Below are 15,542 nucleotides of genomic sequence, written 5' to 3'. Positions count from 1 at the left end.
CCACTTCGCTTGAAAGCGCGTTTAGTTCTGCATCGCCGGCCGCTGCGGTGGATTGGCGACCTGCGGCGTCAGCGACAGCGGGGGCCGCAGCGGCTTTGGCCTGGCCGCGCCGGGCGCCGGCTTGACCTCGATCGGCGGCGGCAGCGGCGCCAGCTGCGGCTGGCTCGCAAGCGACGCGGGCGGCGCAATGGCGGGCGCGGTGGCGGCCGGCGGGACAGTCGGCGGCCGCGGCGCAACGATCTTCGGCTTCGCCGGCACGCGGCGCGGATCAGGACCAGGCCCCGGCAAGTTGGCGGAAGGCACTCCTGCCGAATTCGGGTTGGATGCATCCGGCGCCGGCTCGGCCGGATGCGGAAGCGCCGTTTGGGTCGGCGGCGGCACCGGTTCGCCGCGCTCGATGGCGTCGAGCCGCTTGGTCTCCCGGTCGATCGCGCGCACCGCAAGCCACGACGACAGCGCCGCAATGTCGATGCTGCGCGACAATCCGTCGGGCGTGCCCACGGCAAGCAGCTGGATTTCCGGTCGGCTGTTGGCCGTGCCGACCTGCGTCGATGCCAGGGCGGCGCGGATGTCGGCCTGGTCGGCCGGAATGTCGTAGCCGCCGGATACGATCGCATTGGCGCCGTTCGCCGCGAGCGTGGTGGCGCCGACCCGGAGGCGGCCGTCGCGGATGTTGAAGGGGATTTGCGCCGAAGCAATCGACAGCGCGCCGCTCGCGAGCACCGGTTCGACGATCTGCCGCAGCCGCGTGTCGTCGGTCGCCTGCCCGGAATCGCTGGCGCGGATCGCAACCTCGAAGGCGCGCGGATCGAGGCCCGGAAGGCTCAGCCCCTCCAGCGTCACGGTGCCGCTGCCGGACAGCGCGCCGGTCAACGCCGAGGCACTGCGGCCCTGCGTCAACAGCGTCATCTGCATCGAGGCGCGTCCCTTGGGCATCGCGAGACTGCGGTAGCGCAAGGCTGAACTGTCGATGCCGGACAGCCGCACATTGGCGCTGAGCGCAAGTCCGTTGGCGCCCTGTCGCGCATCGATGGTGGCGGTCGCCTCGCCACCGCCGAGCTTGCCCTTGATGCCGTCGAAGGTCAGCGATTGCCCGTCCGACCTGATGGTGCCGCTGACCGGCTGCAGTTCGGCGCCACCCGGCAGCAGGCCATGCAGCGCTTCGAACGTGACCTTGCCGCGCCAGGCGCTTGTGAGGCCCTGGCCGAGCGGCTCCGTCGCATCGTGACCGGCCGCGCCGATCGCGGCCGCGAAAATCGGCGCCAGCGTGATCTGATCGAGACCGACTTCGCCGTCGACACTTTTCTGATCGGCGAGCGTCAGCGCCAGATGACCGCGCAGCCGTGAACCGGCGATGATGCTGTCGAGATCGTCGAAGGTCAGCTTGTCGCCCGCGAGCGTCAGCTTCGACGACAGGCGGATGTTTGCGACCGGATCGGCTGGCTTCAGATTGAGCAGCGGACTGATGTCGGCGCTGCGGACGCGGAGGCTGATGCTCGATTTGCCCGCGTTGGCCCCGTCCTTGGTCCAAGGCTCCGCGGTCCCTTCGGCATCCGCGTCGAGCCCTGCGCCCCAGAGCCTTGCCTTCAGCCGCAACGGCGCGCCCCACGCGCCGATCGCCGTGCCCTCGAATTGCGTCGAACCGGCACCGGCTGCGACCGCGTGGTCAAGCCCAAGCAGCGCCAGCAAAGCGTTGCCATCGCCTGCCGAGAATTTCGTCTCAGCTGCAACCTCGTTGCGGCGAAGTGCATCGAAATCCAGCGCACGGATCGCGGCCACCTGTGGCGTCACCGAAATCACCGTATTGCCCTTGAGCTGCGGCGTGTCGAGATCGAGCGTCGCGCGCGCGCTGACGCGGTCGGCAGCCTTGCTCTTGCCGAGGTCGAGCGCGAGCCTGGCGCGAACCGGGCCGGCATCCGCGCGAAGCACGCCAAGCCGCGCCGCCAGCGCCGGCGCGAACGGCTGAACCACAGCGGTCAGCCGACCAAGCGACGCGGCGGTCGCGTCGACCGCGAGCTTGCCGGTCGAATTGGCGCGGTCGAAATTGCCGCTGCCGTCCAGCGTGACATTGTCGGGCTGGCCGATCTTGACGCGCTCGAGCACGATGTTCTTCGGGCTATAGGCGATCTTCGCCAGCAGCGGCCGCAATTCCTGCCCGGAAGAGACCGCGCGCCCGACGTCGAGCGACAGCTGCGCCTCGTCGGGCCATTCGCCTTGCGGACCGGCCAGCGAGCGGATCAATGCCGCGGTCGCGTCGAGATCGAGCCGCTCCGCCTTCAACTGCGCCTCGACCTTCGAGCCGCTGGTCGCCTCGCGGTGCGTAACCGCGACGCGGCCCTCGAGCGTGCCGCTTTCGATCTCCGCCTTCATCGCATCGATCGAAAAGCCCGATGGTGACACCATGACGTCGCCGCGCAAACGCAGCGGCCTCTGGCTGCGATAGGTGGCGTCGCCGCGCCCCTGCAGCCAGGTCATCAGCGCGTCGGGATCGGACGATTCGATGTTGAGCGCGGTCTTGAAGCTGTTCGCCGCTCCAGCTTGCGCGCTGGCACCGCTCATCGAGACCCGCGTGGATCCCGGCGCGCGAAATTCCAGCCGGCGCACCGTCCATGATTTCGCATCCGATCGCAGCTCCGCCGAGATGTCCTGCAATGGACGGCCGCCGAGCATGATCTGCTCGGATGCCAGCTCCACCTGCGCCGGTATCGGGCTTTGCGGAAGACCCGACAACACCGCGCGCATCGCCGGCAGCACGCGGACCGGCTCGACATTGCCATTGCTGCTATCCTTGGCGGCGAACTTGTCGCCGTCGAGCTGCCGCGCCGTAAGCGAGGCGCGCAGCAGCGGCGACGCACCGAAACGCAGATCGCCATTGCCGGCGAGCTTCAGCGCACGATCCTCGGCGCCATAGCTCACGTCGATCTGGTCGAGCCGCGCCGCCGAATAATCCGATTTCACCTTGGCCGCGATCCGCCATGGCGGCGCATCGCCGCCGCGCTGACCGGGCGCACCCGCCAGCGTCAGCGTGCCCTCGAACCGCGGCGCGCGGGCCTCGAATGTCAGGATGCCGTCGAGATCGGCCGACACCGGCCGCTGCCCGGGATCGATGCTGAAGTGCAGGCGAGTGCCGCTGCCATCGGCGCTCTGCCCCGAGGAGACCCGAAACGGGTAGCGGTTGCCGTCGAACATGAAATTGCCGTCACCCCGGATCGCGCCGGCAAGCGAGCGGACGTCGCCACTGAAGGCAATGTCGTTGAGCTCGAGCGTGCTGCGGCTCGCTGCATCATGCAGCGCGATGCGGCCGGTCAGGTTGAGCCGGTCGATCGCCAGCGAAGCGAGGTTGAAGCTCCCGCTCGACGGCGACCAGTCGATCCGCCCTTTCGGGTCGAGCCCGAGATCGAGCGACACGCCGTTGATGGTGAGCTCGTTCGCGCGCCACTCGCCGCGCATCAGCGAGCTCAGGCTGAGTTCGACGTCGAGATTGGCAGCCCGAATCTTGCCGAGGTCGTTGGCGCCGCCGACGGTGACCGTCTTCAACCGCAGCGAGGGTGCCGGCAGCAGACGCGCGTCGAGATTGCCGGCGACGCGAATCGGCACGCCGATGATCTTGGACGCCTCCGCCTCGAACTGCGGCCGGAACTGGTTCCAGTCAACGAAATATGGACCGACCAGCGCCGCGACCAGTGCAAGAATGAAGGCAATTGCCAGGCCGAGCAGCGTCGTCTGCACGGTGTCTCCCTTTGAGCCAGCTCCGGGGCAGCCTCCTCATGCTGAACCCTTTGCCAACCTCTGGCCGGAGCAACCCAAATATAGAGACAAGTACGGCGAAGTCACAGCCGGTTTACTGCTGGGACTCTGGACAGATGGTTGATTTCCCGTTCAAGCGTGCGTGTCCCGGCCCCGCCGCGGATCGCTGCCCGCGGGAACGTCACCAGCTCGCCGGCAGCCGCTTCAGCCCGCGCAGCACGAAGGTCGGCCGCCACTCCGGATTTTCCGCGTCATCGAGCCGCAGGTCGGGAATCCGGCGCAGCAGTGTCGAGATCGCGATCTCGGCCTCGATCCGCGCCAGCTGGGCGCCGAGGCAGAAATGGATGCCGCCGCCGAACGACAGCGGCTTGACGTTCGGCCGCCGGATGTCGAGCCTTTCGGGGTGATCGGGGTAGACAGCCTCGTCGTGATTGGCCGAGCCCAGGAGGCACAGCACGCTCTCGCCCTTCGGGATGCGCTTGCCACCGAGGTCGTCGATGTCTTCCAGCGCGACACGGCCGGTCAGCTGCACCGAGGAATCGTAACGCAGGAACTCCTCGATCGCGTTGGTGATCAGGCCGGGATTGGCCTTCAGCAGCGCGAGTTGGTCCGGGTTGCGGAACAGCGCCAGCAGGCCGTTGCCGATCAGGTTCACGGTCGTCTCGTGGCCGGCGCCGAACAGCAGGATGATGTTGCCGGTCAGTTCCTCGTTGGTGAGCTTCTGGCCGTCCTCTTCGGCCTGCACCAGCTGGGTGGTGAGGTCGTCGCCGGGCTGCTTGCGGCGCAGCTCGAACAGCTGATGGAAATACATCGCCGCCATCGCATTGGCGGCGTTGCCCTGCTTGATTTCCTCAGGCGTCAGCGGCACCGGCTCGAGGATGCGGCCGCCATCGCGCGAACCGTTGTAGAAGGCCTCGCGGTGTTCCTCGGGAATGCCGAGCATGTCGCAGATGATGGTGACCGGCAGGCGGAACGCGAAATCCTCGATCAGGTCCATCTTGCCTTGCGGAATGATGCGGTCGAGCGTCTCGTCGACGACGTGCTGGATGCGCGGCCGCATGTCCTCGACCCGCCGCGCGGTGAAAGCCTTGACGACAAGGCCACGCAGGCGGGTGTGGTCGGGCGGATCCTGCTGCAGCATCCAGTGGCTCATGCTGCGGAAGACCGGCTCGTCCATGATCTTCGGACCGTAGCGGCGGATCGAGCGCTCGGCAAAATCCTTGCCGAACCGCTTGTCGCGCAGCACGAGGCTCGCCTCGGCGTGCCGGCTGGCGACGAAAGCGCCGTGCACATTGACATGCATCGGATCGAGGCGGCGCAGCCGCTCGTAATACGGATAGGGATTGCGAATGAATTCAGGCGCCAGTGGATTGAAAAGCGGCTCGCCGCTCGCCGGCTGAACTTGCTCGTTCATGGTGACCTCGTTCGCTCGCTACGCCGATGCCTAAAAGGCTGGCGTGCCCTGGTGTCATCCTCAAGACCGCATCATCACGGATGCGGCTGTTCTGGTTCTGTCGAATGCAACTCGATACACTCTTGTATCGAGTTGCATTGTGCCCTAAAATGCGCCGATGTCAAGGGTTCGAACCAGACCGACACGGGACGACACCTGCGAGAAGCTGTTCGAGGCGGCGGCGCGGGTGTTCGAGGAACAGGGCATCGGCGGCGCCAGCATCGAGGCGATCGCGGCCGCGGCGGGCTTCACCCGCGGCGCCTTCTATTCGAACTTCAAGAGCAAGGACGAGCTGATCTTCGCGATGCTCGAGGATCACGTCGAGCAATCGATCCGGCGCAATCTCGACTTGCTCGCCCGGCACAGCAACCTGGCCGACTTCCTTGAGGCGCTGCGCACCATGGATCGCAGCCGGCAGGATCCGCTCGGCCGCTCCCCTCTCCTGCACATGGAGATGATCCTGTTCGTGGCGCGCGCCGAGAAGCGCCGGCCCGAGCTCGCCAAACGTCTGCGCGCGCGGCGCAAGCTGATCGCCGACATTGTCACGACTGCGCAGAAGAACAGCGGCCGGAACGGCAGACTCGATCCGGATTGGACCGGAGCGATCGTGCTGGCGCTGGAAGATGGTTTCCGCCTGCACCGCCTGATCGATCCGGAAACCACCCCCGCCGACAGCTGCCTGCGCGCGATCACCGACCTGCAGCGCGCCATCGGCGTTTCGTCGGCCTGACGCGTCAGGCCGCGCTTGCGACCTTGTGCATCTGTCCGGCGACGGCGCGGACCTTGCGGGGCGAGGCCTGCCAGATCGCAAATGCCGACAGCAGGCTGACGGCGATCCCGAGCAGGAAGGCGCTGGTATAGCTGCCCGAGAGATCATAGAGCTGGCCGGTGATCCAGGGGCCCGCAGCGCCGCCGGCGAGCGCAGCCAGCATCACCGTGCCGAAGATGCTGCCGTAATGCTTGCCCTGGAATATCTCCAGCACGACCGGGCCCATCACGGATGTCAGGCCATAACCAAGCGCGCCCTGGGTGAAGACCATGAGATAGATCAGCGCCATGTTGGGCCAATATTTCAAGGCGGCGAGCGCGGCGAAGCAGATCACGAAGCCGAAGCAGGAGATCGCCCACACCCATTCGCGGCCGATCCGATCGGAGAGATGCCCGAGCCAGATCTGGCCGGGAATGCCGAGCAGGCTGACGACGCCAAGCGCCCAGACGCTAACACTGGAGCTGAAGCCGATGTCGAGCAGGAATTTGGTCTGATGCACCTGCACCGCGTACCAGATGTACAGGCCGCAGAAATAACCGGTCGCGATCCACCAGAACCGCGCGGTGCGCAGCGCACGCGACAGCGTCCAGTCGGTGCCGGCCCACACGGGGTCGACGATATTCGATGCCGGCCTGGCTGACGTCGCCGTCGGCGCGGCATCGCCGTCCGGCTGCAGGCCGATGTCCTCCGGCCGCTTGTGCAGCAAGAGATTGATCGGCGCCAGCACGACCAGCACCGCGATCCCCATTGCGGTGCAGGCGGTGCGCCAGCCGGTGTGCTCGATCATGTGCTGCACCCACGGCAGCAGCGTCACCGAACCGATGCCGACGCCGGCGAAGGCGAGCCCGATCGCAAGTCCGCGGCGGCGGAGGAACCAGTTCGGCACGAACAACGATTGTCCGGAATAGCCGAGGCAGACGCTGCCAGCGCCGACCAGCACGCCGATCGTGAGATAGAGGTGCCAGGGCTGCGTCGTCAGCGGCGCCAGCAGCAGGCCCGAGCCCATCAAGAGCACGCCAAGCTCCATCACCGCGCGCGGACCGCCGCGGTCCATCAACCGGCCGATCAGCGGACTTGCGATCGCCGAGGCGACAAAGCCGAACGAGAAGGCGCCCGCCGTGATGCCGCGCTCCCAGCCGAATTCCGAGATGATCGGCGGATAGAACAGCGAGAACGCCGTACGCGCGTTGACGCCGATCGCCATGGTGACGAAGGTCACCGCGACGATGATCCAGCCGTAGAAAAAGGGAAGTCGCATCGGACGCAGCATTCCATCCGCAACGGAACAGGCTGGACCGGCGCCGTAGCGGACACTTGGGCAGCCGGCAGCAGGCGCTGCCACCAGCCAGATTCAGGACGACCTGGAGACAGAAGGGCCGACGCATCCGTCGACCCTTGCCGCCACAATCAACCGCCGTGACCGCCTCGTCAACGCTTGCGCGGACGCTTGGCCGACTTTTTGGCTGCCTTCTTCTTGCCAACGACCTTCTTCTTGCCGGCGCGCTTCCCGCCGCCTGATTTGGTGCGCCTGAACGTTGGCCTGCGGAGCGAAAGCTCGGGCCAGGCGATCGGCTGTTCACCGCTGTCCGGGTCGTTGTCGCCGGGCGGATCTTCGGCGCTGTCATCCATCGGCCCTTGCACGACCAGATGGACAAGATAGGCGGTACCGGCCCCATTCAGGTAGTTCGCGAGCGGCTCGTTGTTGCTCGGAAACAGATGCGGATGGGTCACCACGCTGTTTTCCTCGACCGAGAACTTCACCGCCTTGATCGCGGTTCGGGTCATCGCGTCGCCCAGGATCTTCTTGATCGCCTCTTGCGTCTCCTGAGGCAGCACATGATGGAGAAAGAAGAACCATTTCCGCTTGGCATCATCCTTCCCGTAATCCTTGCTCGGATAGGCACCGATGCGGAACGCCACGCGCCGCAACCTGTGGCTCGGATCAAACAGCTTTTCTTTCTTGTTGTGCTTGCGAAGAGTAGCCAGATCCTTGCCGCTGAAGAGCTCATTCAACCGGTCCACGATTTCAGCATCGGGACCGCTGCCGACGGGAAGTAGCGCACCCATTTGTCGTCTCCCTTTGTGCAATTTGATTCAGTCGTAAGAACTCGGACAGATAGCACCGCGGAATTGCCGGCGCGGCCTCCGGTCGAACCAGTACATGTTTGCGCCTCGGCCAATGATCGGCCCAGCACACGCTTGGACCGCGCTTGCGAGCTCTCAGGCCGCAAGCGGCAAGCGCAGTCAACTGCTCGATGCTCGATACCGCGCGCTCAATCGAGAGCGTGCGCCCGGTCTGCTTGCGTAGCCGGGCTGCGCCCTTGGCGAGAATCCAGCGGTCCGCCGCGCACTCGCAACCGAGCTCGGAATTGGCGGCGAGCCGACCGCCTTTCGATAGATGGTGTCCGACCTCGTGAAGCAGAGCGAAAACCAGGCCATCGGCGTTCATCGCTGCGTGGTAAGCCAGTCCGCCATAGATCCGCACGACGCGGTCGTTGCCACGAATGAAGGCCTGGGCATTGACGGTTGCGCTGCCTTCGTCGAGTTCGAAAAGCAGATCGGGAAACGCACGCCTGAAATCGGCAAGGATGTCGCAAAGGAGCGCGTCCCTGCGCGTGCGGGCGCTTCCTTTGCCGACCGGTTCGCCCGTCATATTCGCGAACAACATGAGATCATCCGAATGGGATCAGAACAAATTCACTCGCAATTCAAATATTATTGGCTTCGTTCGAACTTCGACTCGCTTTGACCGTCTTTCCCGCGCCACCGACAAAGGGCGCGAAGATCATCGCGCCGGTCTCGTGAAGCAGCGCGGTCGCGCGGTCCAGTTCCTTCGTGCCCTCCTCGGCCTCATCGCTGCGCCCGGAGCGCAACAGCAGATCGGCGCGAACCGATCGGGCAAGGCATTCCGGAATGCGCGCGTGCCGCTTGACCGCAACCGCAATCGCCTCGTCGACGGCGGACAACGCTGCCGCCGCATCTCCTTTCTGCCGATACGCGTTCGCGAGATCGGCGAGAATCCGTGCTTCGTTTTCGAGGCCGGCCTTGCGGGTTCGCGCGAAGTCGAGCGCGGCCGTCAGATCCTCGATCGATGATGTGATCCGGCCTGCCACCATATGGGACAGGCCGCGGCTGGCCTGGGCGTAGACGCGCAAATATGGATTGCCGCTTTTGACCGCGAGCAAGAAGGCGCGATCGGCGTGGTGCTGGGCCAATCCGACGTCGCCTTCGGACCAGGCGAGGTCGACATAGGCGAGGCTCGGAATGACATAGTGAATGGCATCGACCTGGCTGCCATCCAGTTGCAGCACGCGATCGAGCAGTGGCCGGGCCTCGGACCCGCGCCCTAGCATCACGAGCGTCTGCCCGCGCATGGCGGTCAACCAGACATCGACGTCGAATCCAAGCGTCTCCCGGTCCGACTTCACGATCTCCGAGGCGCGCGCGGCCGCCTCCAAGTTCATCTGCAGCGCCTCCGACATCCGCCCCGAGAGCCGGAGCGCATGACAGAGAATGGCCTTCAGCGTGACCTGGACGCTGGTGTCGGTGCCGGTGTCGGCAAGCGCCTTGGCTTCCAGCACCCGCTCGACATATTCGTCGGCCGAGCCGCCATTCGCCAAAATCCGGCCGTAGGCAGCGTGAATCAGCGTGTTGGCGCGCAGGTCCCCCATCGCGAGCGCGAGGCCGCGGGCTTCCTCGAAATAGACCTGCGCATCGGCGGCGGAAATTCCCTCGCGCCAGCCGAAATTCACGATCTGGCCACAGGCCATCATCTTCAGATAGTCGGTCATTTGCGACGGAGGCTGGTGCGTCAGCAGTTCACGCACCTTCTTCCAGCTCCGCAAGGCCTGACTGGGATCGTTCGCGCCGACCCAGACCGCCGCACGCATGTGCTGCTGCGCCGCCTTCAAATGTTCGCCGGCATGCTCCCAATGGTAGGCGAGAAGCGACGCCCGTTCCTCGGCGCGATCCTTGAACAGCTTCTCGATCGCCTGCGCGACGGCCGCGTGAAGCTCGCGGCGCCGCTCGTGCAACAGCGACAGATAAGCGACTTCCTGGATCAGCGGATGACGAAACGCGATCAGCCGCTGCTCGAAGGGAGGCACGTCGTAGAGCAATTCGGCGCGTCGCAAATGTCCCACGGCTTCCAGCAACTCGGCCTTCGCCAGTCCGGCAACGGCATCGAGAACCGACAACGAAATCTCGCGCCCGGCAACCGAAGCGACCTCGAGGGCTCTTTTTGCGTGTTCGTCGAGGCGATCGATGCGCGCCGCGACCACGGCCTGCACGGTCGTCGGAAGCGGGATTGTGTCGATGCCGCCCTTCAGCCGGTACGCGCCCTTCTCGCCCTCGAAGTCGCCGCGCTCGACGAGGGCGCTCATGAGCTCTTCCAGGAAGAACGGATTGCCGTGCGCGCGCTCGACGATGTTCCGGCTCAACAGCGCCAGCGACGGGTCGGTACCAAAATGATCGCGCAAGATCGATTGCGCCTCCGCGGGCCCAAGCGGAGCCATGTTGATCTGCCGATAATGCGACCGCTGCATCAGCGGCGCGCTCAATCCGGCCCTGAAATTGACCAGCAGCATCGTCGTGGTTCCGACCACGGCGTCGGCAAGGGCCTCGACAAACTCCTCGCTCGCCGGATCGATCCAGTGCAGATCGTCGATCAGGACGACCGTCACATTGTCACGAGGTGCGGCGCGTACCAGTTCGCCGACGAAATCGAGCAATTGGGCCTTGCGGGCCTTGGGATCCAGTTTCGGCGCGGGCTGGTGCGGGTCCGCCAGACCGAGGAATTCCAGCAGCACGGGTGCCAGATGATCGGAGACCGGCATCGCCGCCAGCCGGTCGAAGATACGGCGGCGCGAAACGTCCGGCGCTTCCTCCTTGATGCGAAGGCCGAAAATATCCCGAAGCAGCGCCAGCACCGGCTGAAACGGCGTTGCGCGGCCGTGCGCGAGCACACGCGCCTCGAAGACGCGGATGCCCTTGCTGCGACAACTCTCGGCAAATTCGAAGCAAAGGCGACTCTTTCCAATGCCGGCTTCGCCGACGACACCGATCACCCGGCCATCTCCCTTGCGGGTGTTCTCGAGTTCAGCCGTCAGCGCCGCAAACTCGTCGGCGCGGCCGGTCAAGGGACTCAACCGTCGTCCGGTCCGGAACACACCGCTCGACGGCGCATGCTGAAGGCCCCTCAGCCTGAGCACCTCGACGGGAGCCGCGAGCCCCCGAATGGCCTGCTCTCCAAGCGACTCCACCTCCACGAACTGCTTCGCGACAGCGTAGGTTTCCCTCGAGACCAGAATGGTGCCGGGCTCGGCAAGGTGCTCCAGTCGACTGGCGAGGTGCACGTTCGCGCCCGCGGCATCATAGGTTTGATAGATGCCGTGCTCGATGGCCTGGAAGACGACCTCACCGGTGTGGACGCCGACGCGGATTTGCATATCGACGTCATGCAGCCGCTTGACGTCATCCTGCATCGCCAACGCCGCGAGACAGCCCCGAACGGCGTGATCCTCATGAGGCTGCGGGGCGCCGAACATCGCCATGACGCCGTCGCCTTGGGCCTTGTTGACGACGCCGCCGTAGCGGTGAACCGCCTCGTTCATCAGGTCGAGCACCGGCTGCAAGCGCCGCATGCCCAGTTCGGGATCTCCGAGGCTATCGATGATGCCCGTCGAGTTGCTGATATCAGCGAAAAGGATCGTGAGGCGCTTCCGCTCCCCGCCCTTGGCATGCAGGCTCCTCAGGGCATGCTTGTGCGACGGCTGAACCTGGGTCGCGTCAATCGCCGTCGCCAACGCAGCGCCACACTTTCCGCAAAAGCGGCTGCTTGATCCGTTCAGGTGGCCGCAAGCTTCACACGTAATTCCGAGAGAGGCCCCGCACCCTTCGCAATACTCATTGGTCGCCCTGTTCTGACAACCGCAACGCAAACATTGCATCGTAGGCCTCTTGAAGAGAGCTGCAGACGCAGGCAACCGCAACAAGTCTTAAAAACAACGCGACAATGATCACAATCGGGTATCGCTGTGAAGCTTAGCAAAGCCGCCTGCACCTGTCGTGCCATTTTATGGCGCACGTGCAGATTGCGCCAAAACGGCAGTCGACGCCGCATCCGATCACAAGTTGCGTCGCCGTTGGCGTCGAGCACACAGGTTGTATTGGCTAGGTCTGCAACGCGTGGCTCTCATGGCCGAAATAGGCGCGCTCGAGCCGATGCGCGAGGTCGCTCTCTCCGGTCGGCGCCTCCAGCGCGATCGCACCCTGCACCAGCGCGTAGACGCGATCGGCACAGGCGAGCGCCTTCTCCAAGAGCTGCTCGACCAGCAGCACGGAGATGCCCTGCTCGCGCAGCTGGCCGATGACGTTGAGGACGCGATCGACCAGCACCGGCGACAGTCCGGCGGACGGCTCGTCGAGCATCAACAGCCGCGGCCGGCGGACCAGGCCCTGCGCCACCGTCAGCATCTGCTGCTGCCCGCCCGACAGCGCGCCGCCGCGTTCATGCCGCTTCTCGGCGATTTCGGGAAAGAACGCCAATGCCTCCTCGATGCGCACGGCGCGCTCGGCGCGCGGCAGGTCATAGCCGGCAAGCAGCAAATTGTCGGTCACCGAGATCTGCGTGAACACGCGATGTCCCTCGATCACATGCACCAGCCCGGCACGCGCGGCATCGCGCGGCGTGGCGTTGGTCATGTCGCGGTCGCCGAACCGGACCTGTCCGGCAGTGACGGGCAACAGTCCGGACATCGCGCGCAGCAGCGTGGTCTTGCCGGCACCGTTGGGCCCGAGCAGCGCCACGACCTCGCCGGTGGCAATCCTGATGTCGATACCGTGCAGCACACGGATCTTGCCGTAGCCGGACTGCAGCCCATTGACCGCGAGCAACGGTTCAGCCGCCGAGATAGGCACTGACGACCTCCTTGTGGATGCGGATCTCCGCCGGGGTTCCCGCCGCCAGCGTCCGGCCCAGATTGAGCACGGTGACCTGGTGGCAGATATCGAAGATCAGATCGGCATGGTGCTCGACCAGCAGCACACCGGTACCGCGGCCACAGACCGCCTTGATCAGGCTGGCGAGCCGCTCGATCTCGTCATTGGAGAGACCCGCGGCGGGCTCATCGAGCAGCAGGAAGTCCGGATCGAGCATCAGCGCCCGCGCGATCTCGATGAAGCGCAATTCGCTGTGCTGCAGGCGATCGGCGCGTATGTCGGCGAGCGCCTCGAGGCCGACGACGCCGAGCAGCGCGTACGCCTTGGCCGCGAGCAGACGCTCGTCGGCGCCGTTGCGCGGCAGTGCGAGTATCGCCTCGACGAAATTGGCACGGCCCTCGATCGAGCCGCCGATCATGACGTTCTCTAGCACCGAGGCTTCGCCGATCACCCGCGGCGTCTGGAAGGTGCGCGCGATGCCGCACGCGGCGCGCTTGACCGGCTGGCCCGCGGCCAGGACTTCGCCGCCAAGCGTCATGGTGCCGGCTTTGGCGGCATAATAGCCCGAGATCACGTTGAGCGTCGTGGTCTTGCCGCTGCCGTTCGGTCCGATCAGCCCGTGGATCGCGCCGGGCGCAATATCGAGATCGAGACCATCGATCGCCTTCACATTGCCGAAGCTCAGCGCGATGCCGCGCAGCTGCAGCGTCTTGCCGCCGTCCCTGCGGCGCACGATGTCGGCGAGTGCAGCGGGACGCGGAATGATGGCGCGGTTGCTGGCGAGCGGCCGGCGATTGCGGAAATCGAGCAACGCCGCGATGCCACCGGGCATCACCAGCACGATCACGAGCAGCAGCACCGCGTAGAGGAAGGTCGACCACGCCGCGAGCGGCGCCGCGATCTCGGGCAGGATGGTCAGGATGATGGTGCCGAGCATGGGTCCGAGGATCGAGCCGCGGCCGCCGATCAGGATCGCGATGAAGAACAGCACCGAGAGATCGAAGGTGAACGCATCAGGCGTGATGTAGGTCTGCAGGGTCGCGAACAATCCGCCGGCGATCGCCGCCAGCGCGCCGGCGAACAGGAAGATCGCGATCAGCATTTTCGGCTTGGAGATGCCGCTGGCCTCGGCGGCGACCTCGGCGTCGCGCACCGCGATCAGCGCGCGGCCGAACCGGCTGCGCGCGACGTTGGCGCTCATCCCGGTGGTCAGCGCGGCGAAGGCGATGCAGAGGGCGTAGAAGCCCCACGGCGTGTTGAACGGCGCCGGGAATTCGGGACCTGCAATGCCGATGCCGCCGCCGGTCACGCTCTGCCAGGCCAGCGCAATCTGGGTCACGATGGTCGCAAAGCCAAGCGTCGACATGGCGAAGTAGAAGGTACGCAGGCGCAGCGCCGGCAGACCGACCACCACGCCGAAGATCGCGCCGATCAGGCCGGCGATCGGCAAGGCGACGAATACCGGAAGCGCCGGCATCACGTTGCCGGCAACCAGCACGCTCGTCGTGTAGGCGCCGAGCGTCAGCAGCGCGACATAGCCGATCGCAAGGTGACCGGCGAAGCCGACCACCAGATTGAGGCCCGACACCAGCACCCAGTAGATCGCCATGCGGGTGCCGATCAGCACCCAGTAATCGTTGCTGACAAACGGCAGCAGCACCGCCGCGACCAGAATGCCGAGGAACGGCAGGACGTGCGGCAGCGCGGCGCGCCACACGCCGCTGTCGGCTCGGGACGGAGTGGCCACGACCGACTCCATCACACCCTCCGCGCGGTCGAGGCGCCGAACAGTCCTTGCGGCGCGGCGAGCAGCACCACGATGAACAGCGTGAACACCGCGACCGAGGAGAAGATGCCGCCGACCAGGAAGTTCGCCGCCTGCTGGAACAGGCCGAGCGCCAGCCCGCCGATGATCGCGCCTCTGTTATTGCCGAGCCCGCCCAGCGCCACCGGCACGAAGCCGTAGAAGTTGAGCAGCGCGCCGTTGGCGAAGAAGGCGAGCAGCAACTGGCCGCCGGAAAACCCGGCGATGCCGCCGACCACGCCGGCAAGCGCGTAGCTCGCGACCCGCAGATTGCGCTCAGGCAGGCCGAGCGCCCGCGCCGCAAAATTATCCTCGGCGATGGCCAGGAACGCGCGGCCGACCAGGGTGCGGCGGTAGAGATATTCAAGGCCGACAATGGTGACGGCGCAGGCGAGGACCGGCAGCCAGAATTTCTCGTCGAGGACGCCCTCGCCGAATCCTGCGATGCGCGGGAACGGTTGCGGCTCGGTGCCCCATTTGATCGCGGTGATTTGCTGGATCATCAGCGCGACCGCGAGGGTCGAGAGCACATAGAGATGCTGGTCGAGGCTCTTGAGCACCGGCCGCACCGCGACGAATTCGGTGATGATTCCGATCACCGCGCAGCAGAGCAGCGTCAGCACGAAGCCGACGGCAATGGGCAGGCCGAGCTTCAGCGTGAACATCGAGCCGAACACGCCGCCCAGCATCGCCAGCTGGCCGGCGGTGAAGCTCATCACCCGCGAGGTCGAGAACATCGTGTTGTAGGTGACGCCGACGAGCGCGTAGATCGCGCCCGCCGCGAGACCGGATGCAAGGATCGAGGCCAGCATCGGCTGTGCCCTCGCCCT

At 65.8% G+C, this 15,542-nt stretch carries 10 protein-coding genes; 1 reads left to right on the top strand and 9 read right to left on the bottom strand.

Annotated elements, in window-relative coordinates:
- Positions 1–21: 21 nt before the first annotated feature.
- Both J2R78_RS27745 and J2R78_RS27740 read right to left on the bottom strand, forming a co-directional pair.
- The gene (locus J2R78_RS27745; protein WP_253607593.1) at positions 22–3,729 is read right to left on the bottom strand and encodes an AsmA-like C-terminal region-containing protein; all 3,708 of its coding nucleotides are present in this window, start codon (positions 3,727–3,729) and stop codon (positions 22–24) included.
- A gap of 199 nt (positions 3,730–3,928) precedes the next feature.
- Positions 3,929–5,161, bottom strand: a complete 1,233-nt coding sequence (locus J2R78_RS27740; protein WP_225643645.1) for a cytochrome P450 — start codon at positions 5,159–5,161, stop codon at positions 3,929–3,931.
- Positions 5,162–5,318: 157 nt separating this feature from the next.
- On the opposite strand from J2R78_RS27740, the gene J2R78_RS27735 reads away from it, so the two are divergent.
- The gene (locus J2R78_RS27735) at positions 5,319–5,930 is read left to right on the top strand and encodes a TetR/AcrR family transcriptional regulator (RefSeq protein ID WP_028342330.1); all 612 of its coding nucleotides are present in this window, start codon (positions 5,319–5,321) and stop codon (positions 5,928–5,930) included.
- Between the two features lie 4 nt (positions 5,931–5,934).
- On the opposite strand, the gene J2R78_RS27730 is transcribed toward J2R78_RS27735, so the two are convergent.
- The 7 genes from J2R78_RS27730 to J2R78_RS27700 all read right to left on the bottom strand — a co-directional run bounded on the left by J2R78_RS27730 (position 5,935) and on the right by J2R78_RS27700 (position 15,524).
- Entirely contained in the window at positions 5,935–7,227 is a 1,293-nt protein-coding gene (locus J2R78_RS27730; RefSeq protein ID WP_253607592.1) for an MFS transporter, read from the bottom strand.
- A 170-nt stretch (positions 7,228–7,397) separates the two neighbouring features.
- Positions 7,398–8,036: a hypothetical protein gene (locus tag J2R78_RS27725; protein ID WP_253607591.1), complete on the bottom strand. Its 639-nt coding sequence runs from the start codon at positions 8,034–8,036 to the stop codon at positions 7,398–7,400.
- Entirely contained in the window at positions 7,996–8,637 is a 642-nt protein-coding gene (locus J2R78_RS27720; RefSeq protein WP_253607590.1) for a hypothetical protein, read from the bottom strand. The genes J2R78_RS27725 and J2R78_RS27720 overlap by 41 nt, the downstream gene beginning before the upstream one ends.
- A gap of 40 nt (positions 8,638–8,677) precedes the next feature.
- A complete protein-coding gene (locus tag J2R78_RS27715; RefSeq protein WP_375167066.1) occupies positions 8,678–11,917 on the bottom strand; it encodes an AAA family ATPase in 3,240 nt (1,079 codons plus the stop codon).
- Positions 11,918–12,140: 223 nt separating this feature from the next.
- Positions 12,141–12,887: an ABC transporter ATP-binding protein gene (locus J2R78_RS27710; protein ID WP_253607587.1), complete on the bottom strand. Its 747-nt coding sequence runs from the start codon at positions 12,885–12,887 to the stop codon at positions 12,141–12,143.
- The gene (locus J2R78_RS27705) at positions 12,868–14,655 is read right to left on the bottom strand and encodes an ATP-binding cassette domain-containing protein (RefSeq protein WP_253607586.1); all 1,788 of its coding nucleotides are present in this window, start codon (positions 14,653–14,655) and stop codon (positions 12,868–12,870) included. Before J2R78_RS27705 ends, J2R78_RS27710 begins: the two co-directional genes overlap by 20 nt.
- An 11-nt stretch (positions 14,656–14,666) precedes the next feature.
- Positions 14,667–15,524, bottom strand: a complete 858-nt coding sequence (locus J2R78_RS27700) for a branched-chain amino acid ABC transporter permease (RefSeq protein ID WP_050385417.1) — start codon at positions 15,522–15,524, stop codon at positions 14,667–14,669.
- Between the last annotated feature and the right edge of the window lie 18 nt (positions 15,525–15,542).

This window comes from Bradyrhizobium sp. USDA 4538 (assembly GCF_024171045.1).
In the GTDB taxonomy this organism is placed as follows: domain Bacteria; phylum Pseudomonadota; class Alphaproteobacteria; order Rhizobiales; family Xanthobacteraceae; genus Bradyrhizobium; species Bradyrhizobium australafricanum.
Note: the sequence above shows the minus strand (reverse complement) of the source record. Positions and strands in the feature narration are given on the sequence as shown.

What these genes read in the sequence shown, in the direction of transcription:
- J2R78_RS27725 (WP_253607591.1), bottom strand. Translation starts at nt 8,036, where the DNA reads ATGGGTGCGCTACTTCCCGTCGGCAGCGGTCCCGATGCTGAAATCGTG.
- J2R78_RS27720 (WP_253607590.1), bottom strand. Translation starts at nt 8,637, where the DNA reads ATGTTGTTCGCGAATATGACGGGCGAACCGGTCGGCAAAGGAAGCGCC.
- J2R78_RS27735 (WP_028342330.1), top strand. Translation starts at nt 5,319, where the DNA reads ATGTCAAGGGTTCGAACCAGACCGACACGGGACGACACCTGCGAGAAG.
- J2R78_RS27700 (WP_050385417.1), bottom strand. Translation starts at nt 15,524, where the DNA reads ATGCTGGCCTCGATCCTTGCATCCGGTCTCGCGGCGGGCGCGATCTAC.
- J2R78_RS27740 (WP_225643645.1), bottom strand. Translation starts at nt 5,161, where the DNA reads ATGAACGAGCAAGTTCAGCCGGCGAGCGGCGAGCCGCTTTTCAATCCA.
- J2R78_RS27730 (WP_253607592.1), bottom strand. Translation starts at nt 7,227, where the DNA reads ATGCGACTTCCCTTTTTCTACGGCTGGATCATCGTCGCGGTGACCTTC.
- J2R78_RS27715 (WP_375167066.1), bottom strand. Translation starts at nt 11,917, where the DNA reads ATGCAATGTTTGCGTTGCGGTTGTCAGAACAGGGCGACCAATGAGTAT.